The organism is Kocuria flava (assembly GCF_001482365.1).
GTDB lineage: Bacteria > Actinomycetota > Actinomycetes > Actinomycetales > Micrococcaceae > Kocuria > Kocuria flava.
In genome coordinates this window covers 1,707,885-1,731,600 of sequence record NZ_CP013254.1, presented here as the reverse complement: position 1 = coordinate 1,731,600, position 23,716 = coordinate 1,707,885, and the positions used below count along the sequence as shown (strand labels likewise).

The following is a 23,716-nucleotide window of genomic DNA, read 5'->3' as shown; positions in this document are numbered from 1 at the left end:
CGGGACGGGCAGCGGCTCAGGCCGCCGCCGGCTCCTTCGCGAAGACCGCCTCGACCACGCCGCGGGCCCACTCGAGGATCTCCCGGTCCACCAGGTCCTTGCCCCCGATCCGGGCGGTCTTGGGCTTGGGGACGAGCACCTGGGCGGTCTCGGTGCCGGGCACGGTCTTGACCTGGGCTCCCGGGTAGAGGCGGGTCAGGCGCATCCGCCGCGACTCGGGCAGGTCCGCGGGGGCGAAGCGGATCGTGTTCCCCATCGCCCCGACGTCGGTGAGCCCGGCGGCGCGGGCGACCACGCGGAAGCGGGCGACCTCGAGCAGGTTCTGCACGGGCTCGGGCAGCTCGCCGTAGCGGTCGGCGAGCTCGTCGGCGACCTCCTGGATCGCCTCGTCCGTGGCGGCGTTGGCGAGGTTGCGGTAGGCCTCCAGGCGCAGCCGCTCCCCCGGCACGTAGTCGTGGGGCAGGTAGGCGTTGACGGGCAGCTCGATCTTCATCTCGGCGGGCCGCTCGTCCTCCTCGCCGCGGTACTCTGCCACGGCCTCCCCGACCAGGCGCAGGTACATGTCGAAACCGACCCCGGCGATGTGCCCGGACTGCTCTCCGCCCAGCAGGTTGCCGGCACCGCGGATCTCGAGGTCCTTCATGGCCAGCTGCATGCCGGCGCCGAGCTCGTTGTGGGCGGCCACGGCCTTGAGCCGCTCCAGGGCGGTCTCGGACAGCGGCTTCTCGGCCGGGTAGAGGAAGTAGGCGTAGGCCCGCTCGCGGCCGCGGCCCACGCGCCCGCGCAGCTGGTGCAGCTGGGAGAGCCCGTAGCGGTCGGCGCCGTCGACGATGAGGGTGTTGGCGTTGGCGATGTCCAGACCGGTCTCCACGATGGTCGTGCAGATGAGGACGTCGAACTTCTTCTCCCAGAAGTCCACGATGATCTGCTCGAGCCGGGACTCGGACATCTGCCCGTGGGCCACGGCGATGCGGGCCTCGGGCACGAGCTCGGCGATCTCCTTGGCCTTGCGCTCGATCGAGGAGACCCGGTTGTGGATGTAGAAGACCTGGCCCTCGCGCATGAGCTCCCGGCGCACGGCGGCCGAGACCTGCTTGTCGGTGTAGGCGCCCACGTAGGTGAGCACCGGGTGGCGCTCCTCGGGCGGGGTGGCCAGGGTCGAGGTCTCGCGGATGCCGGTCAGCGACATCTCCAGGGTGCGCGGGATGGGGGTCGCGGACATCGCCAGGACGTCCACGTTGGTGCGCATCGCCTTGAGCTTCTCCTTGTGCTCGACGCCGAAGCGCTGCTCCTCGTCGATGACCACGAGCCCGAGGTCCTTGAAGACGACCTCCTTCGACAGCAGCCGGTGGGTGCCGATGACCACGTCGATCGACCCGTCCTCGAGCCCGGCCAGCGTCGCCTTCGTCTCCTTGGCGGTCTGGAAGCGGGAGAGGGTGGCCAGGCGCACGGGGAAGCCGGAGAAGCGCTCGGTGAAGGTCTCGGTGTGCTGCTGGGCGAGCAGGGTCGTGGGCACGAGCACCGCGACCTGCTTGCCGTCCTGGACGGCCTTGAACGCCGCGCGCACGGCGACCTCGGTCTTGCCGTAGCCCACGTCCCCGGAGATCAGCCGGTCCATGGGGATCTCCCGCTCCATGTCGGCCTTGACCTCGTTGATGGTGGTCAGCTGGTCGGGGGTCTCGATGTACGGGAAGGCCTCTTCCAGCTCCCGCTGCCACGGGGTGTCGGGGTCGAAGGCGTGGCCGCGGGAGGCCATCCGGGCGGAGTAGAGCCGGATGAGCTCGTTGGCGATGTCCTTGACGGCCTTCTTCGCGGCGCGCTTGGTCTTGTTCCAGTCGGCCCCGCCCATCTTGGACAGCGCCGGGGTCTCCCCGCCCACGTAGGTGGTGACCTGGTCGAGCTGGTCGGTGGGCACGAACAGGCGGTCGCGGGGGCCGTTGCGCTTGGACGGGGCGTACTCGAGCACGAGGTACTCGCGCACCGGCTTGGGCTGGCCTGGCTTGGTGACGGCACCGGCGATGGGTCGCTGGGTGAGCTCCACGAACTGCCCGATGCCGTGCTGCTCGTGGACCACGAAGTCGCCCTGGGAGAGCGCGAGCGGGTCCACGGCGTTGCGCTTGCGCCGCACGGGCAGCTTGCGCATGTCCTTGGTCGTGTAGGGGCTGGCCTTCCCGAGCAGGTCGGCCTCGGTGAGGAGGGCCAGCTCGAGGGCGTCGAGGGCGAAGCCCTTCCCGGCCACCGCGGTGGTCAGCTCCACGATGCCGGGCTGCGGGGCCTCGTCGAGGGAGTCCCTGCGGGCGGCGGGCACCCCGGCCTCGTGCAGCAGCTCGGCGATGCGCGCGAGCGGGCCGGGGCCCTCGGTCACGGCGACGACGCGCCAGCCGTCGGCCACGCGCTTGCCGAGGAACTCGAGCATCGCCTCGACGTCCCCGGCGAAGCCGTGGGGCTCGCGGGCGGCGACGGTCAGGGAGTCGGCCTCGGAGTCGAGCAGGGCCACGGCCTCGTCGGAGGTGTCGGCGTCGACGTCGGCGGCCGAGGCCAGGGCGAGGTTCAGCGCGGTGAGCGACCACCACGCCGTGCCGTGCCCGAGCGCGGTGGCCCGCGCCTCGCCGAGGGTCTGGAAGGAGCCGGCGGCCAGGGTGCGGCCCCCGTCGTCGCCCGCGGCCTGCGCGGAGGTGAGGTCGAGGGGCGCGGACGTCCCGTCCGAGGCGGAGTCCCAGGCGGCGAGGAGGAACTCCTCGTTGGTGGCCACGAGGTCGTGGGCGCGCGCCCGCACCTTCTCGGGCTCCACGACGACGACGATCGAGCCCGGCGGCAGCAGCTGCAGCACCGGGACCATGCCGTCGACGAGCAGCGGGGCCAGCGACTCCATGCCCTCCACGTAGATCCCGCCGGCGATCCGCTCGAGCATCGACTCGGCCCCGGGCAGCCTGTCCCGCAGCGTCGCCGCGCGCGACATCACCGAGGGGGTGATGAGCACCTCGCGGCACGGCGGGGCGGTGAGGGAGTCGGGGTGGTCGCCGGTGGCCAGGGTGCGCTGGTCGGCCACGGCGAACCAGCGCAGCTCCTCGACCTCGTCGCCGAAGAACTCGATGCGCACGGGGTGGTCGGCCACCGGGGAGAAGACGTCGATGATGCCGCCGCGCACGGCGAACTCCCCGCGGCGGGTCACCATGTCCACCCGGGCGTAGGCGGCCCGGGCGAGGGCGGCCACGGCGTCGTCGAAGTCGAGCTCCTCCCCGCGCACGAACCGCACGGGCGCCATGTCCCCCAGGCCCTCGACCACCGGCTGCAGCACGGAGCGCACCGGGGCGGTGAGCACCCGCAGCGGGCCGCCGGCGTCCGGGTGGGCCAGACGGCGCAGCACCTCGAGGCGCCGGCCCACGGTGTCCGAGCGCGGGGAGAGCCGCTCGTGCGGCAGCGTCTCCCAGGCCGGGAACTCGGCGACCTCCTGCTGCGGGAGGTAGGCGGCCAGCGCGGCGGCGAGGTCCTCGGACTCCCGGCCCGTGGCGGTCACGGCCAGCACCACCGGCGGGGACTGGCCCTCGGCCGGGGCGGGGGCGTCGTCGAGCGCGCGGCGGATCTGCGCGGTGAGCACCGCGCGCATCCCGTCCGGGGCGCTGATGACCGTCTCGGGGCTGCGCTCGCCGGGCGGGAGGGCGGCCTGGGTGCGGATGTTCGCGAAGGAGCGCTCCGCGGAGAGGGCGTCGAGCAGTCCGGACAGGGTCATGGGTGCGCGGTCTCCTGGTGCGGGACGGGAGCGGTGGGGCGCGGGCCGTGGTTCCCGGCGAGCGCGGCCCCCAGCTTACTCCCGGGGGCGGACAGGCGCCCGGCCCTACCATGGGAGGAACCGATCGCCCGATCCCAGGAGTTCCCATGGCCGTCACCGCCTCCACCACCGTTCCCGCGCCCGTCGAGCAGGTCGTGGTGACCTTCCGCGACGAGGAGTTCATCCGCCACGTCACCCACCGCGCGGGGGCGACCCTCGAGTCGGTGGAGGTCGACGGCGACGTCGAGGCGCGCTTCACCGTGACCACGGTGCGGGCGATGGACGCGGCGAAGCTGCCGGAGATGGCCCGCAAGTTCGTGGGCAGCTCGGTGCGGGCCACCCAGGTGGACCGCTACGCCGATCCGGACGCCGAGGGCGTGCGCGTGGTGTCCACCGAGATCCAGGTCGCGTCCCTGCCCGTCTCGGGCACGGCGACCCAGCGGCTGAGCCCGCAGGGCGAGCACACCGAGGTGCACGTGGAGTGCGTGGTGCAGGCCAACATCCCGTTCGTCGGCAAGCAGATCGCCGCCGCCGCCGAGCCGTTCGTCTCCAAGGCGATCTCGCTGCAGTCGCAGGAGGCGCAGGCCTGGCTGGCCGACCGGGCCTGAGCCCGGTGGACGCGTCCCACGCCGTGGACCGGCCCCGCTTCGACCCGCCGTGCGGACCGGTCCGCGGGTGGGCCGACGGCGCCGTCCTGCGGGCCACCGGCATTCCCTACGCCCGGGCGGGCCGCTTCGAGGCGCCCGTGCCGGCCCCGGACCACGCCGGGGTCCTCGACGCGACCGCGCCGTCCCCGGCGTGCCCGCAGCAGCCCTCGCCGTTCCTCGACCGGATGCTGGGTCCCGTGCTCGGCGGGCTGCCCACGGACGAGGACTGCCAGCGGCTGTCGATCGCCCTCCCCCGCACGACCCCGCCCGAGGACGGCTTCCCGGTGCTGGTGTGGGTGCACGGCGGCTCCTACGCCGCCGGGGCCGGGGACTCCCCCGGCCTGGACCCGGCCCGGCTGGTGGCCGAGCAGGACGTCGTGGTCGTCGCCGTGACCTACCGGCTCGGGCTCTTCGGGTGCCTGGGCGACGGCGGGGACCGTCCCGCGAACCTGGCCCTGCTGGATCTGCTCGCTGCGCTGCGCTGGGTGCGGCGCAACATCGCGGCCTTCGGCGGGAACCCCGGCTGCGTCACGGCCTTCGGCCAGTCCGCCGGCGGGGACGCCGTGGCGCACCTGCTGGCCGCCGGCGGGGAGGAGCTCGTCGAGCGGGTGATCCTGCAGAGCGCCCCGCTGGGCATCCGCACCGGCCGGGCGCCGATGACCGCGGCGATGAACGCCGCCGCCGGCCGGGTGGACCGGACCTCGAGCACCGAGGAGGTGCTGGCCGAGGAGGCCGGGGTCGTCGCGGCGGCGACCGGGCTCGGGCTGCGCCGGTTCATGCCCTTCGGCACCCAGTACGGCCACGGCCCACTGCCCGCCGAGGGAGAGGTGGCGGCGGCGTGGGACGCCGCGGCCCCCGGCGTCGACGTCCTCATCGGGCACACCACCCACGAGGCCCGGTTCTTCTACCCCGTCCAGCCGCTCGCCTGCCGCGCCGTGCGCGTGCCCGTCCTCGGCCCGCTCCTGGACCGGGCCCTCAACGCCGTGGTCACCCGCAGCGTCTACGCCGCGGCGAGCACCGCGTTCGCCGCCCGGCACGCCCGCGCCGGCGGGCGGGCCTGGCGCTACGTGCTCACCTGGGGCCCCGACAACGCCTGGGGCAGCACCCACACCGTCGACCTGCCCCTGCTGCTCGGCGACGAGCGCACCTGGGCCGGGGCCGAGCTGCTGCGCGGCACCGAGTGGTCCCGGGTCGAGGAGGCCGGGCGCGCCCTGCGGGCCGTGTGGGCGGACTTCGCCCGCGGCAACGGCCTGCCCGAGCGGGGCGGGATCCCCGGCGTGCTGCACTGGCGGCGCGTCCGGCCGCGCCGCACCCGGCGCCGGACACCCGTCCTCCAGCGGTCGTCGCGCCGCCGCGCCGACGTCGAGAGAGGTCCGTCCCCGGTGCCGTGACACCGCTCACGTCCGGCGGAGCGGGATGCCCCGCGTGGGATGACGCGCGTCACGCGGCCTAGACTGTGCGGGTCCCCGACGACGGTGCGGGTTCCCGATCCACGACGAACAGGAGACCACGGTGGCAGCAGCTCCGACCGACGAGACCGAGGAGCACGGGCGCGGCCTGGGCAGCTTCCTGCGCAAGGACCTGGTGGGCGGCGTGCTGCTGCTGACCGCGATGCTCGCGGCGCTGGTGTTCGCCAACTCGCCGTGGGCGGACACCTACTTCGCGCTGCGCGACACCCACATCGGCATCGACTTCCCCGGTCTGGACCACACCGTGGGCGAGTGGGCCTCGGAGGGTCTGCTCGCGATCTTCTTCTTCCTCGTCGGCCTCGAGCTGAAGACCGAGTTCGTCGACGGCGAGCTGCGCAACATCCGCAAGGCCCTGCTGCCCGTGGTCGCCGCGTTCGGCGGGGTGGTCGTCCCCGCCCTGATCTACGTGGCGGTCAACACGATCAACGACGGCGACCCGTCCACCATGACCGGCTGGGCCATCCCCACCGCCACGGACATCGCCTTCGCCGTCTCCGTGCTCGCCGTGGTCGGCTCGGCCCTGCCCGTGGCGATGCGGACCTTCCTGCTCACCCTGGCCGTGGTCGACGACCTCATCGCGATCGTCATCATCGCCTTCGTCTACACCGACGACCTCAAGCTGCTCTACCTCGCGCTCGCCCTGATCCCCCTGGGGATCTACGCGTTCCTGGCCCAGAAGTTCCCCGAGTTCTTCATGCAGCACCACTGGGCCGCCTGGGTGATCCTGCTGCCGATCGGCGTCATCACCTGGCTGTTCGTCCTCGAGGCCGGCATCCACGCGACCATCGCCGGCGTGCTGCTCGGCTTCGTGGTGCCGGTCAAGAAGGTCACCCCGCGGGTGATCCGCCAGGAGGACCCCCGGCTCGGCCTCGCCCCGGCCCTGGAGCACCGCTTCCGGCCGCTGTCCAACGGCCTGGCGATCCCGGTGTTCGCGTTCTTCGCCGCCGGCGTGGCCGTGGGCGGGCTCGAGGGCGTCACCGCGTCCCTGACCGACCCGGTGGCCATCGGCATCGTGCTGGGCCTGGTCCTCGGCAAGACCATCGGCATCTTCTCGGCGTCCTGGCTGATGGACCGCTTCACCCCGGCCGCCAAGGACGACGACTACTCGTGGTTCGACCTCGGCGCCCTGAGCCTGGTCGCCGGCATCGGCTTCACGGTCTCCCTGCTCGTGGCCGAGCTGAGCTTCGGCATCGGCAGCCCGCACAACGAGCACGCCAAGGTCGGCATCCTCACCGGCTCGGCGATCGCCGCGGTCATCGGCGGCACGCTGCTGTCGGTGCGCAACGCCCACTACAAGAAGCTGCGCGCCCAGGGCGTGGCGGTGGACAAGCTGGACGCCGCGAGCTGACACGGCACGGCACACGGACGGCCGCCCCGGAGCACTGCTCCGGGGCGGCCGTCCGTCGTTCCACCGGGACGTTACGGTGTCCTGGGTCACTCCTAGACTGGGGGCATGGACGAGCATCACCCGTCCCGGACCGCAGCGGCTCCGGACGGCGGCGCCGGACTCCCCGCGGACCCGGTCGTCACAGCACCCACCCCTCCCCTCCCGGCCTCCGACGCCGGCCCTCCCGCCCTGGTCGACCCCGGCGCGGTTGACACCTCCGTGCGCACCCCGCAGCAGCGGTTCCGGACCTTCACCGGGATCCTGGTCAACACCGCGCTGGCCAACGTCACGACCAGCTACCTGTGGTTCGCCCTGACGTTCTGGGTGTACCTCCAGACCCGCAACGTCATCGCCACGGGTGTGGTCGGCGGGGCCTACATGCTGCTGATCGCGCTCTCGAGCATCAGTTTCGGCACCTTCGTGGACCGCTACCGGAAGCTGTCCGTGATGCGCTTCGCGGCCGCCTTCACCCTGGTGCTGTTCGCGCTGGCCGGCCTCCTGTTCGGCCTCACGCCCGCCGCGGCCATGTCCGACCTCACCCGGCCGTGGATCTGGGTCTTCGCCCTGGTCGTGCTGATCGGGGCGGTCGTGGAGAACATGCGCAACATCGCCCTGTCCACCACGGTGACGATCCTCATCGACCCGGACCGGAGAGCCAACGCCAACGGCCTGGTCGGCATGGTGCAGGGACTGATGTTCATCGTCACCTCGGTGCTCTCCGGCCTGTCGGTCGGGCTGCTCGGCATGGGGTGGACGGTCGCCGTCGCCGTGGCGCTCACGGCCGTGGCCTTCGCCCATCTGCTCTTCCTCCGCATGCCCGAGGAGGTGCGGGCGGCCGCCACGGACGCCTCCGGCGGCTTCGACCTGCGCGGGTCCTTGGCCGCCGTGCTCGCCGTGTCGGGGCTGTTCGCGCTGATCCTGTTCTCCACGTTCAACAACTTCATCGGCGGGGTCTACATGGCCCTGATGGACCCCTACGGCCTGGAGATGTTCCCGGTGGAGATCTGGGGCGGGGTCTTCGCCCTCGGTGCCACCGGATTCATCGCCGGCGGGGCGCTGATCGGCAAGTTCGGCCTCGGGAAGAACCCGCTGCGCACCATGCTCCTGGCCGTGGTCGTCATGGGCGTGCTGGGTGCGGTGTTCACCGTGCGGGAGTGGGCCTGGCTGTACGTGGCCGGCATCTGGCTCTACCTCGTGCTCGTCCCGTTCGTGGAGGCCGCCGAGCAGACCGTCATCCAGCGGGTCGTCCCGCTCGAGCGGCAGGGCCGGGTCTTCGGCTTCGCGATGGCCTTCGAGTCCGCGGCGGCGCCGGTGACCGCGTTCCTCATCGCCCCGGTCGCCGAGATCTGGATCATCCCCTACGCCCGCTCGGCCGAGGGCTCCGCGCGGCTGGCGCCGCTGCTGGGCGAGGGCACGTCCCGCGGCATCGCCCTGGTCTTCCTGGTCGCCGGCATCGTCATGGTCGCCGCCGCCCTGCTGGCCTTCCTCACGCCCGTCTACCGCAGGGTCTCGGCCGAGTACGACCTGGCCGCGGCCCAGGACGCGGCGGCGACGAAGGACCCGAGCGCGCAGGATCCTGCGGCCGACAACGACCCGGCGGCGCAGAGCGACCCCGTGGCGGCGAAGGACACGGCGCAGGAGGACACCGCGAAGAACGACCCAGCGGGGCGGGAGAGCACGGCGGAGACGGAGAGCTCCACCGTGCAGGCAGGTGCCGTACGAGGCGAACGCTCCGGGCGAGTCGAGTAGACGCCAGTGCGTCAGGAGAAGGTCAGGAACGCCGGCCGACGTCGGTGACGAGCCGCCGGGCGTGCTCGACCAGGGGCCGGCCGGTGTCCCGCGCGTCGGTCAGCAGCCGGCGGCGGGCGTCGTCCTCCGCCAGGCGGTGGCGCTCCATGACCACGCCCGTGGCCACGTCGACCGTCCGGCGGTCGGCCAGGGCCTCGAGCGCGCCGTCGGTCAGACCACGGGGAGCTTCCGGGCCCTGCCCGGCGCCGAGGAGGGTGGCCGCGGCGGCGGCGAGCTCGGTGAGCACGGCCTCGTCGTGGGCGGAGAACGCCCCGGCGGTGGTGGCGTAGACCTTCAGCGTGCCCACGGTGCGGTCCGGCAGGTTCAGGGGCACGCTGAGCATCGACCCCACGCCCAGCCGGGCCAGGGCGGCGGCGAGCTCCGGCCAGCGCCGGTCGGAGCCGGTGTCCTCGAGCCGGTGGGCCGCCCCCGTGGTCCAGGTGGCCAGGCACGGGCCCTCGTCCAGGTCGTACTGCAGGGCGTCGGCGGCCTCGACGAGCTCGTCGGTCGAGGCCGTGGTGATCCGTCCCTCCCCCGGCTCGAACACCGAGACCCCCGCCCCTGCCGCCGGACCCACGAGGTCGCGGGCCACACGGGCGAGGTGGGCCACGGCCTCGGTGGCCCCCTCCCGGCTCAGCAGCATCCCGCGCAGCTCGGCGAGGACCACCGCCAGGTCGGCCTCGGGCAGGGCCGAGGTCACGAGGCCTCCTCATCGTGGCCGCAGCCGTCGCGGTCCTGCTCCTCGGAGGGAAGCGGTCCGCCGGGGCGGCCGCTGTCCGCATCCGCCAGACGCCGGTGCGACGGCGGGGCGTCAGGGGCCCGCGCTTCTCCGTCGAGCGGGTCATCTCTCGGCGGGTCACTGGCCGGCGGGTCGCCGTCCGGTGGGTCGGATGGTGCACCGGCGGGCACGAGCCGCCCGGCTCCGCGGCCGTCGGGAGGTCCGGACACGTAGTCGTCGGTGAAGAGCACGGCCGGGACCGGCAGGTCGGCGGCCAGCTCGGCGAGCGCCTGGGCCAGCAGGTCCCGCTGCAGGGCCGGCAGGGCCAGGGAGTGGTGGAGGTAGGCCTCGACCTCGAGGAGGTTCACGGTGCCGCCGGGACGGAAGTAGTGCAGCCACAGGGCGTGGGCGTGGAGCCCTGCGGTGTGCAGGCCCCGGTGGAGCCGCCGGGCCTGGTCGGCGCCGATGGCGTCGTCGTCCATGGGCAGCCCTCCCGTCAGAGCCTGGGGTCGTCCGAGCGGTGCACCACCCGGACGGCCAGTGCGTGCACGGTCGTCCGCTGCTCGCGGGCGGCGCGCAGCAGGAGGGTGTGGGCGGGCTCGGGGCCGAGGTCGTGGCGCTCCATGAGCACCCCGACGGCCTGCTGGACCGTCTGGCGCTCGGCCAGGGTGGACTGCAGCGCGGCGGTCGTGCGCCGGAGGCTCTCCGTGGTGGCCGCGCACCCGAGCAGCGCGCTCACCGCCGTGGCGAGCAGCTGCAGCAGGTGCTCCTCGTGCTCGGTGAAGGCGTGGGGCTCGGCGGCGTAGATCTTCACCGCGCCGATCTCCTCGCCCCGGTGGACGAGGGGGACGCTGAGCACCGATCGGACCCCTGCGGCCGCGGCCGCGAGCGCCCAGTGGGGCCAGCGCAGATCAGTGGTGGTGTCCTCCACGGACTGGACGGTCACCGTGTCCCAGGCCGTGAGGCAGGGACCCTCCCCGAGTTCGTACTGGAGCGCGTCCAGCTGCTCGACCACCGGGTCGGTGACGGCCGTGGACGTGGGCACGCCGTGGGTGTCGACCAGGGTGACGCCGGCGCCCGTGGCCATGGGCGCCAGGTCCCGGGCCACCTCGGCCAGCCGGCGGACGGCGTCGGTGGCGTTCGCCGGTTCCAGCAGCAGGCCCTGCAGGCCGGCCACCGCCACGGCCACCCCGAACGTGTCGCTCTCGTCTGCCACAGCCGCTCGCCTCCTCCTGGGAAGGGCACGGCCCCGGACGTCCCGTGCTCTGCGAGCATTGTCGTCCCCAGGACCGCAGGACACCAACCGCACGGCGCCACGGACTGCTGGGCGCCACCGCACCGCGACGGCGCTCATGCCGCGAGAGGGTGCCCGGCGGCGGGTCCGCCGGAGACCGGCCGGACCTGGAGGTCGTTGAGCTCGGCGGGGTCCAGCACGGGCAGCACGTCGGTGGTGAGCACCGCCAGCGCCAGGGCGTAGGCTCCCGCCGGCGTCGGGGACGTGGCGAGCAGACGCACACCGATCCCGCCGGCCATCGCCAGGATCTCGGTGCCGGGGCGCCCGCGCAGCGTCGCGCGCAGCGCGGCGAGCACGGCTGGGTGCGGGCGGGCCTCGGGGCGGATCGAGGCGCGCACCTCCCAGGTCGTCATGCCGGGTTCCCGGCGTGTCCCGGGGGCGACGACGCGGCCGCCGCCGTCTGCGCCGCCCGCACAAGCAGCCCGCGCACCGCCGGCGGCAGGTGCAGGCACTCGTGCACGTAGGCGTCGATCTCGGTCTCCCCCACGTCCCCGCCCAGCTGGAACGCGCTCCACCACAGGCGGTGCACGTCGAGGTGGTGCTGGTCCAGGTACCGGCGCAGCACCCTGGCGTGCTGCACCGCGGTCTCCATCGTGCTCATCGGTCCCCCCACCGTGAACGTCCTCGGGCCGGGACCCCTCGCTTCGCGGGCGACCGACGGTCCGGCGCGCACGGCAGTGCTTCCTCGTCCGTGCGCGCCTCCAGGATGGGCCGGGCCTCCGGAGCCCGTCGACGCTCAGGGGACTGACGGTGCGCCGGATGGACGTGGTCTGCGGCTCCCGGACGCCTCGGTGACCTTCTGCGACTGTGCCGCCTGCGTCCCCGGGCGCAGGCGGCACGGCCCCGGCGGGACCACGTCCCGGCCAGAGCGCACGCTCCGGGCGGCAGAGCACCGGTCAGAAATAGAGCGACTCCGCGGGGCCGTGCCCGTAGCGCTCCCGGTAGACGGCGGCGAAGCGGCCGGGGTGGGCGAAGCCCCAGCGGGCGGCGATGCCGGCGACCGTGCTGGTGGGCGGAAGGACCCCAAGGCAGCAGTCACGGGCGGTGCGGATCGCCAGCCCGTGTGACAAACCGCGCACGACGACGAACCTCGTTCTTGTCCCCTCTTCTCCCCACGGCATGCCGCGGGCCGGCGCGTGCGAGAGCGGAGTTCCCCGCGGAACCGGGCTCCGCCCTCCCCACAGTAGGGACAGCCCGTCACCGACCGTCGGGTCGCAATTGGAAATTATTGGCATTGCATGAGGTGCACCTGCAAACATGACGCCGTCGGGCCGCTCGGGGGAGCGGACGGCCTCGCTGTTCGGGGACCGTGTTCGGGGGAACACAGAACGGCTGAGGACACCCAGCGCACCCCCTGCCATCGACCGGCGGGTCCGACACCGTTCATCGTGCCGCCGGTCGGTCCAAGGGGGAGGATCAGGTGTTCCTGGTCGCACTGTCAGTTCTGGTCGTGCTCATCGCACTCGTGCTGTTCGCCATCGCCACCTCGACGCTGTATCTCAACACGTACGCGTGGTGGGATCCGCGGACGCAGGAGCGCACCTTCTACGGAGGCTTGCTCCAGCAGGAGCGGCACTCCTTCTCGCTGATCATGCCGTGCCGGCACGAGGAGGAGCCGGTCATGCGCGCCACCCTCGACGCGCTGCTGGGCCAGTCCCACCGGGAGGTCGAGATCATCATCTCGGTCGGCCACGATGACCCGGAGACCGTCGACATCGCCCGTAGGCTCGCGGCCGAGCACCCCGGCACGGTGCGCGTGAGCGTCGAGGGCAGCGCGGTGAAGAACAAGCCCCTACAGCTCAACGCTGCCCTGGCCATGTGCCGCAACGACATCGTGGGCGTGTTCGACGCGGAGTCCATCGCCGCCCCGGACCTCCTGCGCAACATCGACAGCTGTTTCGTCGTCCGCGGTGCGGACGTGGTCCAGGGCGCCGTCCAGCTCGTCAACTACAAGGACACCTGGTACTCCCTGCGCAACTGTCTCGAGTACTTCACGTGGTTCCGCTCCCGGCTGCACGCCCACGCCCACAAGGGGTTCATCCCCCTGGGGGGCAACACCGTGTTCATCAAGCGGGAGCTGCTCCTGGAGGTGGGCGGCTGGGACACCTCCTGTCTCGCCGAGGACTGCGACATGGGCGTGCGGCTGTCGACCCTGGGCCACGAGATCGTCGTCGCCTACTCCGCGGACCTGGTCACCCGGGAGGAGACCCCCGACAGCCTCCGCAGCCTGGTGAAGCAGCGCACGCGCTGGTCGCTGGGCTTCATGCAGGTCTTCGCCAAGGGCGACTGGCGGAGCCTGCCCACGCGGCGGCGGCGGGCGCTGGCCTGGTGGACGCTCATGCAGCAGCACTTCATGGCCTTCGCCGGCATCGTCATCCCGATCGCGGTCGTCGCCGCCGTGTGGGGCGACTTCCCGATGACCGTGACGCTCATCGCCTTCCTGCCCCTGGTCCCCACCCTGGCCACCGTCGCCTTCGACGTGTGCATGCTGCACGAGTTCGGACGGGACCACAGCTTCCGGGTCAGTCTCTGGGACTACGCGCGGCTGGTGGTCAGCACGCCGTTCTACCAGCTGGTGCTGGCGCTGGCGGCCGTGCGGGCGCTGGTGAAGTTCTACCGCGGCGACTTCCGCTGGGAGAAGACGGCCCACTCCGGCGCGCACCTGTCCTACGTGCATCCCGTGGCCGGGGCGGGTGCGGCATGAACCCCACCCTGGAACTGGTCCCCGCGAGGACCACGGAGCCCGGGACCGCGGGCTCCACCCGGTGGCCGGCCCTGAGCGCGAGGCTGCTGGGGGCCGACCGGGACCGGGTGGTGCTGGCCGTCCTCGTCGCCGCACTGACTGTGGTCAGCCTCTGGAACGTCACCGGCGCCACGGCCTACCAGGACGACGAGGGCACCTACACGGCCCAGGCCTTCAGCGTGGTCGACGACGGGGAGCTCGCCCCCTACACCTACTGGTACGACCACCCGCCGCTGGGCTGGATCCAGCTGGGTGCACTGGTCTGGCTCCCCCGGCTGCTGGGGCTCGGCGACGAGACCTACATCGGCGCGGCCCGCCTGGCCATCGCCCCGTTCTTCGTCGCCACCGGCGCGCTGGTCTACCTCGTCGCCCGGCGTCTGGAGATCGGCCGGCCCCTCGCGGTGCTGGCCACGGCCCTGTTCGCCCTCTCTCCGCTGGCCCTGACGATCGGCCGTCAGGTCTACCTGGACAACATCGGCATCGCGTGGCTGCTGCTCGCGTTCTACCTGGTCCTCTCCCCCCGCCGCGCCCTGTGGCACCACATCGGCGCCGGCGTGGTCTTCGCGGTCGCCGTGCTCTCGAAGGAGACCCTCTCCATCTTCGGCCCGGCGCTGTTGCTCGCGCTGCTCAACCGGCCCGCGTGGGCCAACCGGGTGTTCTCGGTCGTGGGCTTCCTCGTGTCCGGGGCGGTCGTGCTGGCGTTCTACCCGCTGCTGGCGCTGCTGCGGGGCGAGCTGCTGAGCGGTCCCGGTCACGTCTCGCTCCAGGACGCCCTGGTCTACCAGTTCCTCACGCGCTCCGGGTCGGGATCGGTGTGGGAGCAGGGCTCGAGCCGCGCCGAGCTGCTGGAGTCCTGGCTGTTCTACGACCAGCCCCTGATCGTGGCGGGCCTCGTGGCCGCCGCCCTGTGCCTGCTGCGGCGCAGAACGCTGTGGCTGCCGGTGGCGCTCGTCAGCTTCGCCGTCCCGGTCGTCACCGGGGAGGGGTACCTGCCGGCCATGTACGTGGTGGGTGCGCTGCCGTTCCTCGCCCTCGCCGTGGTCTGCGGGCTCGACCTGCTGTGGCGCGCGTGCCGGCGGTGGCTGCGCCGCCGCCCCGAGCTGCTGCCCGCCGGGCGCGCGGCTGGGCTCGCCGTGCTGGCGGCGGCGCTGCTGGTCACCGTGGTCCCTCACTGGGGCGGCCACCACCGCACCTTGATGGCCCAGGAGGCCAACGAGGACTGGCGCGCCGCGCTCGAGTGGGTCCGCACCCACGCCGACCGGGAGGACACGGTCCTCGTCCCGTACTCCATGTGGCAGGACCTCCACGGCAGCGGTTGGTCGGACCCGTGGGACGTCGTGGCCACCGAGAAGGCGGACCTCGACCCCGAGTTCCGCACCGTCCACCCGGAGGGCGCCGCGGCCGTCGACTGGATCGTGGAGGGCCCGTTCGTGCGGTCCAACATCGACAGCCTCGGCCTGACCATGGCCGGCGAGGCCCTGGAGGGGGCCGAACCGGTGGCCGCGTTCGGCGGCTGGAGCGTCCACCGCTCCGGCGGCGGCTGAGCCACCCCCTCGTCCCCACCGCCCGTCCGCCCGCCGGCACCAGGCCCACTCGTCCGCCCGGACGGTAGCCGGAGAAGAGCTGTCATGGAACTGACCGTCATCGTCCCCACCTTCAACGAGACCCCGAACGTCCCGGAGCTCGTGCGCCGCGCGGCGCAGGCGCTGCACGGGGTGGAGGCCGAGATCCTGTTCGTCGACGACTCGACGGACCGCACCCCGGAGGTGATCGAGGCGACCGCCGCCGGCGCCCCGCTGCCCGTGCGCCTGCTGCACCGCACCGCTCCCACCGGGGGGCTCGGCGGCGCGGTCATCTGCGGCATCCGGGCGAGCACCGCCGCGCACTGCATCGTCATGGACGGTGACCTCCAGCACCCGCCGGACATGCTGCCGGTGCTCCTCTCGCGGCTGCGCGAGGGCGTGGCCGACGTGGTGGTGGCCTCCCGCTACTGCGGCGCGGGAGGGAGCGCCGGCGGGTTGGCCAACGGTACCCGCCGGGCCGTCTCCTGCGGCGCCACGCTCCTGGCCCGGGGCCTGTTCCCCCGGCGGCTGCGCTCCTGCACCGACCCCATGACCGGGTTCTTCGGCTTCCGCCGCGCCGCGGTGCACACCGACCGGCTGCGCCCGTCCGGCTTCAAGATCCTCCTGGAGATCCTCGGCCGCCACCGGCTCGACGTGGCGGAGGTGCCCTTCGTCTTCGGGCAGCGCCTCGCCGGGGACTCGAAGGCCGGGTGGCGGGAGGGCGGGCGGTTCCTGCGCCAGCTCGCCGTGCTGCGCTTCGGGCGGCTGGCGGGGTTCGGACTGGTCGGCGCCATCGGCACGGTCCTGAACCTGCTCATCATGGGGGTGCTCGTCGGGCTCGGCGCCCACTACCTCGTCGCCGCGGTCGTGGCGGCGGAGGTCACCATCGTGACGAACTTCCTGATGCAGGAGCGCATGGTCTTCCACCGCACGCGATCGGCGGCGGGCCCGCTCCAGCGCCGGTTCCTACGCTCCTTCGTGTTCAACAACGCCGACGCCGCCCTGCGCCTGCCCCTGCTCTGGGGGCTGGTCGAGGTCCTCGGCGCGAACAGCGTGGCGGCGCAGGCGGCCACGCTGGCCGGCGCCTTCGTCGTCCGGTACCTGTACCACTCCCGGGTGGTCTACCGGGAGGTCAGGCCCGCCGCGGCCGCCGCGCGCCCGGCGGCACCGGGGCCGGCCGTCGCCCCGGGCGGGACCAGCCTGCAGGAGCGGGCGTCGTGACGGCCCCGGACCGCGGACGGGGAGGACTTCCGTGAGCGCCCCCACCCGCTCGCCCGCACGCCACGGGCACCGGCCGCACCGCCACCGTCCCGCGCCGGCCCGCCACGGCGTGCCGCAGGTGCGCGGCGAGGAGACCGGGCGTCCGGGCGGTCGCCGGGCCTCGCTCCGGTGGCCTGACCGCGCCGCGGTGCTCGTCCTGGGGCTGTGCGCCCTGCTGGTCGGCACGTGGAACCTGACCGGAGCGACTCCCTACGCCGACGACGAGGGCACCTACACCGCGCAGGCCGTCAGCGTGCTCGAGGGCGACCTCGCCCCCTACACCTACCAGTACGACCACCCGCCCCTGGGCTGGATCCAGCTGGGACTGCTGGCCTGGGTCCCGCGCCTGCTCGGGTGGGGGGACGGGACGCCGGAGGGCGCCGCGCGCTTCGCCGTCGTCCCCTTCTTCGTCGCCACCGTGGTGCTGACCTATCTGGTCGCCCGGCGGCTGGAGCTCACGCGCCCGGCGGCGGTCCTCACGGGGGCGCTCGTGCTCGCCTCGCCGCTGGCCTTCACCCTCGGCCGGCAGGTGTACCTGGACAACATCGGCCTGCCCTGGCTGCTGCTGGCCTTCCTTCTCGCCCTCAACCGCCGCAAGGCCTTGTGGCACCACGTGGGGGCCGGGATCTTCTTCGCCCTCGCGGTCCTGTCCAAGGAGACGTTCGCGGTGGCGGGCCCGGCCCTGCTGGCCGCGCTGCTCAACCAGCGCGCCTGGTCGAACCGCTCGTTCTCCGTGGTGGGCTTCGTGGTCGTCGGCGGTCTCGTCCTGGCGTTCTACCCGCTGATGGCCCTGCTGGCCTGGGAGCTGCTCCCCGGGCCGGAGCACGTCTCCCTCTACGAGGCCCTGGTGCACCAGCTCGTGGGCCGGGAGGGATCGGGCTCCGTCTGGGACAGCGGCTCCGCACGGGCGGAACTGGTGCGGGGATGGCTGCACTACGACGCCGTGCTGTTGGTGGGCGGGCTCGTGGCGGGCCTGGCGTGCGCCACGCGCCGGCGCACCGCCTGGCTCCCGGTCGCCCTCGCCGGCTTCGCACTGCCCGTGCTCGTGAGCGAGGGATACCTGCCGGCGATGTTCGTGGTGGGGTCCCTGCCCTTCCTCGCCCTGGCCGTCGGCGCGGTCGTGGACCGCATCGGCGCCCGCATGCTCTCGGGACAGCCCGGGCCCGGCGGAGCGCGCCCCCGGGCGGCCGGGCTCGCCGGACTGTGCGTCGTGGTGCTGGCGCTGCCGGCGGCACAGTGGGCAGAGCGACACACGGACCTGCTGCACCGGGACGCGAACGCGGACCGGGCGGCGGCCGTGCGGTGGGTGGCGGCGCAGGTTCCCGAGGAGGACACCCTGCTCGTGCCCTACGCCGCGTGGGTGGAGCTCGCCGAGCGGCGCCGGGACGGGCCGTGGGAGACGATCGCCCTGGAGAAGGCGGACCTCGACCCCGAGTTCCGCGAGGTGCACCCCCGCGGCTGGCGCGAGGTCGAGTGGGTGGTGCTGGGCCCGGACAGCCGCCGCACCGTCGACCGCCTGGAGCTGAGCACGGTGCTGCAGGCGCTGGCGCACGCGGAGGTGGCCTTCACCGCCGGGCAGTGGACGGTCCACCGGGTGCAGGGCTGAGGCCCCGCACGGGCCGGTCCCACCGGTGCCGCTGCGCCCAGGCCCGGAAGGGTGCCGCCGGATCGGGCGCCGGGCCCCGGGTTCTCGGCAGGGCCCGGCCCTGCGGTGCCGGCGGGAGCTCGTCGTGGACCGTGGCCAGGGCCATGTGCCGGTTGCCGTCCTCGTGGTGCTCGACGTCCTCCGGGAACGCCGGCGCCCCGGCCCACCCGCCGCGTCAGTCGCCGGGCCCGCAGGCCGTGCCGTCGCCGTTGCCGTCGAGCTCCTGCGGGTCCTTGCCCTGTTGACGCACGGTGATGCCCTCCGGGAAAACCGTGCGCAGCTCGGCGCAGCTCCAGCGGTGCGGCATCGTGGAGGGGTCCAGACCGGCCTGCTCCATGTCCTGCACGTGCTGGACCAGGCTCGGGGGAACGGCCGGCAGGCACTGGCCGTCCGCCCCGTACTCGGGCACGCACCCGCCCGGAGCGGTCGCCTCGGAGAGCACCTCCGCGGGGTCCACCGCGGCCCGCTCGGGCAGGCCCGCGGTGCGGTCTACGGGGCCACGGTCCTGCTCGTGCCGGGCGGAGGCCGCCCGCTCGAGGCCGCCGCGCGCCTGCTCGGCGGGCCCCTGCTCCCGGCCCGGGGACGACGACGCGGACCCGGCCGCACCGGCCAGGCTTCCCTCGGGCCCTCCCGTCACGGGCTGGGCGGGGTCCGCCGGGACACCGTCGCGGCCGGGCGCCTGCTGCGAGCTGCGGTCGGACGGGGCCCGGTCGGAGGAGCCCCGGTCGGACGGGGCCCGGGACGACCGGTCACCGGCCTCGACCCGGTCGGTCCCGCGCGCCTGCGCGCGGGCCGCCGGGGCGCTCCCGCCCTCGGCCGCGGTGCCGTCCCCGGACGCGGTGGTCGTGACCGCCGCGGCGCCGAGGGCCACGGGCACCACCAGCGCCGCCCCTGCGATCAGCGTCCTGCGCCGCCGTGCTCGCCTCGTTCCGGTGCTCATGAGATCCACACCCACTTCGCCTCGCTGGGAACCCCGTCCGCGTCGAGGACCGTGAGCATGTACGGCCCCGGCGGCAGGAGGTTCGGGTTGTCGGGTATCTGCGCGGTCCGGGCGGCGCCCTCGCCGGCGATGGGCAGGTCCACGAGCCGCGCGTTCGTGTCGGTCTGGTGCGTGGCGGACATCGGGGCCATCAGGGACGCCGAGACCACCTCCCCGGAGACGCCGAGCTCGACGACGTCTCCGTACCCGGCACGCTCCGGCGCCCGGGTGAGCTGCGGGCGCTCCCCCTGGAAGAGGTACGGCGGGCTGTACACGGAGATCCGGAAGTCGAAGGAGTTGTCCGCGGGGTTGGACCCGAAGACGGCGACCCTCCCGTCCGGCAGCAGGATCGAGGAGGAGTGGTAGTTGCGCCCAACGGGATCGGGATCGATCGAGGACCAGCTGTTGGCCTCGGGGTCGTACAGCGCCGCGCTGAAGACGTCCCCGGTGCGGTTGTACTGGGCGCCGTTGGCGGCGAGCACGGTCCGGTCGGGGAGGTTCACGAGGTTCACGTAGGCCTTGCCCGGGCCGGGCAGGGTGGGCCCGGGCTCGTAGGCCGGGGTGGGCTCGTTCAGGTCGATGATGTCCACGAGGTTCGTGGCCGGGATGTTCCCGTCCGTGTTGCCTCCGCCCACGATCATGATCCGCTGGTCCTGGGCCGGGCCGATGAACACCGAGCCCGCCTGGTCCCGCAGGTCCTTCTCGCGCAGGCCCGGCACGTCCCAGATCCGGGCCGTGGTCCAGTCGTAGAGGGAGGCGCCCGTGCCCGGCAGTCCGTTGCCGAACGTGTGGGCGCCGGTGTAGAACATCGTGCCGTCGTCGAGGAGGAACATGTGCGGGTAGGTGCCCCAGAAGCTCCAGGTCTGCGGCACGGCGTTCTGCGGCAGCCAGCTCATGGTGGAGGTGTCGAACAGCTCCGTGAGGACCGTGCCCTCGGCCTTCTCGTCGAGGCCGCCGGCGGCCCACACGTCGCCGTTGCCGAGCTTCGTCAGCGAGGGGTACCAGTGGGCGCCCGTCATGTCGGCCGTGCGGTGGAAGGAGTCGTCGGCGGGGTCGAAGTAGTAGCTCTGGTCGGAGCCCTTGAAGGTGTTCGGCCCCTGGTCCTCCTCCGGGAACGCCGCGGTGCCTCCGGCGAGCAGGACCTTGCCGTCGGGCAGCGTGACGTGCCCGGCGCAGAACATGTCGTAGGGCACGGGGATCTCGGTGAAGTCGTTGGTGACCGGGTCCCACACGACGGCGCGGAAGGTGCCGGCGGCGAAGAGGTTGCCGTCGTTGCCGGAGCCGGCGATCAACAGCAGGCGCCCGTCGTGCAACAGCGTGGTGTGGATGGCCCGGATCGGCAGCTCCGTCTCCAGGACGTCCCACCGGCCCACCAGCTCGGGGGCGCCCGCCACGGGCGGCGGCTCCTGCTCGACCGGGCGCAGCGAGTAGTTCGTGGTCCTCAGCTGCCCATTGCCGGCGAGGGAGACGCCGAAGGAGATACGGTCCACGCCTTCCGGGATCTTCTCGATCCGGGCCGTGGCCGTGGTCCACTCGCTGCTGGTGGGCAGGGTCTTGAGGTCGGTGAGGTACTGCCACCCCTGGGCCGTGTGCGCGAACACCGTGAGGGCGTTGCGGTCGGTCGTGGAGGTGTAGTCGACCGAGACGTCGTAGCTCTCGCCGGGGACAACCGTGGGCGCGCAGCCCGCGGTCTCCGCCTGGATCAGCTTGGCGTCCCCGGAGGCGTAGGCGGAGACGTCCACGGCCCAGGAGCGGCTGCCGGGCGCGGCGCCGGCGGGCACGTCCGTGCTCACCCGCTGGCTCACGGCCCGGTCCCCCCACCCGGCGGGCAGGAAGCAGGTGGGCACCGCCCCGCCCTCGGCGAGGGTGCCGTTGACCACGAGCTCGCCCTCGCCCGGGGCCGCCGGGGGCGGCGGGGTGCGCCGCAGCGAGTAGTTCGTGGTGCGCAGCTCGCCGTCCCCGCCCAGGGAGACCCCGAAGGAGATCCGGTCGACATCCGCGGGCAGGTCCGTCAGCTGGGCCTCGGCCGTGGTCCACCCCTGCGTGGCCGGCAGGGTCCTCAGGTCGGTGTGGTAGCGCCAGCCGGCCGGTGTGTGGACGAAGACGGTCAGCGCGTTGCGGTCGCTGGTGGAGGAGTAGTCGACCGAGAGGTCGTAGCTCTCGCCGGGCGAGATCGTGGGCGCGCAGCCGGAGGCCTCCGAGGGCAGCAGCTTGGCGTCCCCGGAGATGTGGTTGCTGACCGTCAGGGCGTAGGAGCGGGCGCCGTCCGGCGAGCCTGCCGGGACGTCGGTGCTGAACGAGCCCTGCGCCGTCCGGTCACCCCAGCCGGCCGCGAAGAAGCACTCCGGCAGGTCCGCCCCCGCGGCGAGGAACCCGTTGACGATCAGCTCCTCGGGCTCGGCAGGAGCCGCCAGGACCTGCGGCACCGCGGCGGACGGCACGGGCAGCGCGGTCACACCGGTGCTCGTGAGCACCACGGCCGTGCCGGCCACGACCGCCCCGGCGGCCTTCGCCGCCCGCGGCAGCCGCGCCCTCCCGTGCGTCCAGGCCGGCCGGCCGGCGAGCGCGCGCCCGCTGCCCGGCGCGGACGTTCGCGGACTGTTCTGGTGCATCCCTTCCCCCATCCCACCGTTGCTGACCGCCCCGGCCGTGTTCCCCGACGGCCGGTGGCAGCGGGACGCGGTGCCCGGCACCGCCGCGGGAGATCACGTTCGTGAACTCCGCCCCGACGAGAGCCATCGTGGCAGGACCGCGCTGCACATGCACCATTTGCGTCCGTAACAATTCCGCGGGTGCGCCGGCGGCGACGGCGCGCGGACGGTGCTGCCGCCCGCCCCGCCGGGGGCCCCGGCCCGGGCGTGCGGGGTGGGCCGCCGCGCAGCGGGCGGAGCGGCCCCGCGGGCGTCCGGGGCCTTCAGGCCCTCGCGTGGAACTTCTGCTGCGCCTCGAGCAGGCCGTGGTCGATGAGGTGCTCCACGGCGTCGGCGGCGTCGTCGAGGAGGAAGGGCAGCTCCTTGGCCTCGGTCGAGGAGAAGGGCTTGAGGACGTAGGCGGCGGTGTCCATCCGGCCGGGAGGCCGGCCCACACCGACGCGCACCCGGTGGTAGTCCTTGGTGGACAGCGCCTTGGACATGTCGCGCAGCCCGTTGTGCCCTCCCTCTCCCCCGCCGAGCTTGAGCTTGACGGCGGCGAAGGGGATGTCGATCTCGTCGTGGACGGCCACGATGCGCGACGGGTCGATGCCGTAGAACTTGGCGAGGCCGGCCACGGGCCCGCCGGAGGTGTTCATGTAGGTCAGCGGCTTGGCCAGCACCAGGCGGGGGCCGCCGGGGCGCAGCCGGGTCTCGAGGACCTGGGCGCGGGCCTTGTGGGTCTTGAAGCGGCCGCCGGTGCGGGTGGCGAGCTCGTCGAGGACCATCTGCCCGACGTTGTGCCGGGTGCGGGCGTACTCGGGGCCGGGGTTGCCCAGCCCCACGACCAGCCATGCGTCGGACATCGATGCCTCCTCGGGCACGGACCACGCGCGGAGCGCGGAAGGGAAACGGGACGAAGGAGAACGGAGCGCGGGACGGCCGGGGCCGCCCCGCGCTCCGCGGATCACCCTATCGAGTGGAGGAAGAGGCTCAGGCCTCGTTCTCCTCGACGACGTCGCCCTGCGGGGCGGCGGCGCCGGCCTCGGCGGACTCCTCGCCCTCCTCGGGCAGCTCGGCGGCCTGCGGCTCGGAGACGTTGACCACGAGCAGCTCGGGGTCGGAGACCATGGTGACGCCCTGGGGCAGGCGGACGTCGGCGGCGTAGACGTGGTCGCCGGCGGCGTGGCCGTCCAGGTTGATGGTGAGGGACTCGGGCATGTTCAGCGCCTCGGCCTCGACGGTGAGGGTGTTCTCCTCGACGTTGTGCACGGCGCCCGGGGCGACCTCGCCGATGACGTGGACGGGGATCTCGGCCTCGACCTTCTCGCCGCGGCGCACGGCGAGAAGGTCGATGTGGAGGATCTCCGGGCGGGTGGCGTGGCGCTGGATGTCCTTGACCATCACGAGCTCCTTGCCGCCGTCGAGCTGCAGCTCGAGCACGGCGTTGCGGTTGCGGACCGCGAGCATGGTGATGTGGCCGGGGATGATCACGTGCTTGGGCTCGGCGCCGTGGCCGTAGACGACCGCGGGGATCTGGTCGTTGGCGCGGATGCGGCGGGCGTAGCCCTTGCCGAAGTCGGTGCGGGTCTCGGCGGGGATCTGGATGGTCTCGACCATGGGAACTCCTCGGTGCGGGTCTGGACGGGAACTGCCGGGAGCAGTTCGCTCGGATCGGCCGGGCGAGGACACCGGCCGCAGACCCTCCCCGGACGGCGGAAGCCGTGCCGTGCACGAACGGATGCGTGCCGCGCTCCCGGGGTCGGGATCCTCGAACCAGCCTCGTCGATCACGGGACCACGGGGGTCCCCTCGCCTCGGCAACC

General features: G+C 73.6%; 19 protein-coding genes. 8 read left to right on the top strand and 11 right to left on the bottom strand.

From position 1 onward, the window contains the following. Positions 1-16: 16 nt before the first annotated feature. On the bottom strand, positions 17-3,730 hold the full coding sequence (gene mfd / locus AS188_RS07735; protein WP_058858371.1) for a transcription-repair coupling factor: 3,714 nt from the start codon (positions 3,728-3,730) through the stop codon (positions 17-19). A gap of 146 nt (positions 3,731-3,876) precedes the next feature. On the opposite strand from mfd, the gene AS188_RS07730 reads away from it, so the two are divergent. From AS188_RS07730 to AS188_RS07715, 4 genes are all read left to right on the top strand, one after another. Continuing rightward, positions 3,877-4,377: a DUF2505 domain-containing protein gene (locus AS188_RS07730; RefSeq protein ID WP_058858370.1), complete on the top strand. Its 501-nt coding sequence runs from the start codon at positions 3,877-3,879 to the stop codon at positions 4,375-4,377. Between the two features lie 5 nt (positions 4,378-4,382). Further along, the gene (locus AS188_RS07725) at positions 4,383-5,807 is read left to right on the top strand and encodes a carboxylesterase family protein (protein ID WP_236945081.1); all 1,425 of its coding nucleotides are present in this window, start codon (positions 4,383-4,385) and stop codon (positions 5,805-5,807) included. 121 nt (positions 5,808-5,928) lie between these two features. Beyond that, positions 5,929-7,233 carry a Na+/H+ antiporter NhaA gene (gene nhaA / locus AS188_RS07720; RefSeq protein ID WP_058858369.1) on the top strand — a complete coding sequence of 435 codons (1,305 nt, stop codon included), beginning with the start codon at positions 5,929-5,931 and terminating at the stop codon, positions 7,231-7,233. A gap of 105 nt (positions 7,234-7,338) precedes the next feature. Next, positions 7,339-9,021, top strand: a complete 1,683-nt coding sequence (locus tag AS188_RS07715) for an MFS transporter (RefSeq protein ID WP_236945080.1) — start codon at positions 7,339-7,341, stop codon at positions 9,019-9,021. Positions 9,022-9,043: 22 nt separating this feature from the next. Here the strand turns inward: AS188_RS07715 and AS188_RS07710 are convergent, their stop codons facing one another. From AS188_RS07710 to AS188_RS17225, 6 genes are all read right to left on the bottom strand, one after another. Continuing rightward, a complete protein-coding gene (locus AS188_RS07710) occupies positions 9,044-9,760 on the bottom strand; it encodes a GAF and ANTAR domain-containing protein (RefSeq protein ID WP_058858368.1) in 717 nt (238 codons plus the stop codon). Then, the gene (locus tag AS188_RS07705) at positions 9,757-10,260 is read right to left on the bottom strand and encodes a hypothetical protein (protein WP_058858367.1); all 504 of its coding nucleotides are present in this window, start codon (positions 10,258-10,260) and stop codon (positions 9,757-9,759) included. The genes AS188_RS07710 and AS188_RS07705 overlap by 4 nt, the downstream gene beginning before the upstream one ends. A gap of 14 nt (positions 10,261-10,274) precedes the next feature. Continuing rightward, on the bottom strand, positions 10,275-10,994 hold the full coding sequence (locus tag AS188_RS07700) for a GAF and ANTAR domain-containing protein (RefSeq protein WP_058858366.1): 720 nt from the start codon (positions 10,992-10,994) through the stop codon (positions 10,275-10,277). 134 nt (positions 10,995-11,128) lie between these two features. Then, positions 11,129-11,425 (bottom strand): hypothetical protein, encoded by a 297-nt coding sequence (locus tag AS188_RS07695; RefSeq protein ID WP_058858365.1) that lies wholly within the window; start codon positions 11,423-11,425, stop codon positions 11,129-11,131. After that, positions 11,422-11,673, bottom strand: coding sequence for a hypothetical protein (locus AS188_RS07690; protein ID WP_058858364.1), 252 nt, complete (start codon positions 11,671-11,673; stop codon positions 11,422-11,424). Before AS188_RS07690 ends, AS188_RS07695 begins: the two co-directional genes overlap by 4 nt. 295 nt (positions 11,674-11,968) lie before the next feature. Further along, positions 11,969-12,151 carry a helix-turn-helix transcriptional regulator gene (locus AS188_RS17225; protein ID WP_058858363.1) on the bottom strand — a complete coding sequence of 61 codons (183 nt, stop codon included), beginning with the start codon at positions 12,149-12,151 and terminating at the stop codon, positions 11,969-11,971. Between the two features lie 341 nt (positions 12,152-12,492). Between AS188_RS17225 and AS188_RS07680 the strand changes: the two genes are divergently transcribed. From AS188_RS07680 to AS188_RS07665, 4 genes are all read left to right on the top strand, one after another. Further along, positions 12,493-13,776, top strand: coding sequence for a glycosyltransferase family 2 protein (locus tag AS188_RS07680; protein WP_204356394.1), 1,284 nt, complete (start codon positions 12,493-12,495; stop codon positions 13,774-13,776). Beyond that, positions 13,773-15,359: an ArnT family glycosyltransferase gene (locus tag AS188_RS07675; RefSeq protein WP_058858362.1), complete on the top strand. Its 1,587-nt coding sequence runs from the start codon at positions 13,773-13,775 to the stop codon at positions 15,357-15,359. Before AS188_RS07680 ends, AS188_RS07675 begins: the two co-directional genes overlap by 4 nt. Positions 15,360-15,443: 84 nt before the next feature. Further along, entirely contained in the window at positions 15,444-16,598 is a 1,155-nt protein-coding gene (locus AS188_RS07670; protein ID WP_058858361.1) for a glycosyltransferase, read from the top strand. A gap of 31 nt (positions 16,599-16,629) precedes the next feature. Further along, the gene (locus AS188_RS07665; protein WP_058858360.1) at positions 16,630-18,243 is read left to right on the top strand and encodes a glycosyltransferase family 39 protein; all 1,614 of its coding nucleotides are present in this window, start codon (positions 16,630-16,632) and stop codon (positions 18,241-18,243) included. 214 nt (positions 18,244-18,457) lie between these two features. On the opposite strand, the gene AS188_RS07660 is transcribed toward AS188_RS07665, so the two are convergent. The 4 genes from AS188_RS07660 to AS188_RS07645 all read right to left on the bottom strand — a co-directional run bounded on the left by AS188_RS07660 (position 18,458) and on the right by AS188_RS07645 (position 23,511). Then, positions 18,458-19,222, bottom strand: coding sequence for a hypothetical protein (locus AS188_RS07660; protein ID WP_147050419.1), 765 nt, complete (start codon positions 19,220-19,222; stop codon positions 18,458-18,460). Further along, positions 19,219-21,873 (bottom strand): kelch motif-containing protein, encoded by a 2,655-nt coding sequence (locus AS188_RS07655; protein WP_058858358.1) that lies wholly within the window; start codon positions 21,871-21,873, stop codon positions 19,219-19,221. The genes AS188_RS07660 and AS188_RS07655 overlap by 4 nt, the downstream gene beginning before the upstream one ends. 302 nt (positions 21,874-22,175) lie before the next feature. Then, entirely contained in the window at positions 22,176-22,757 is a 582-nt protein-coding gene (gene pth, locus AS188_RS07650; RefSeq protein WP_058858357.1) for an aminoacyl-tRNA hydrolase, read from the bottom strand. Positions 22,758-22,884: 127 nt separating this feature from the next. Then, the gene (locus tag AS188_RS07645; RefSeq protein ID WP_058858356.1) at positions 22,885-23,511 is read right to left on the bottom strand and encodes a 50S ribosomal protein L25/general stress protein Ctc; all 627 of its coding nucleotides are present in this window, start codon (positions 23,509-23,511) and stop codon (positions 22,885-22,887) included. Positions 23,512-23,716 lie beyond the last annotated feature (205 nt).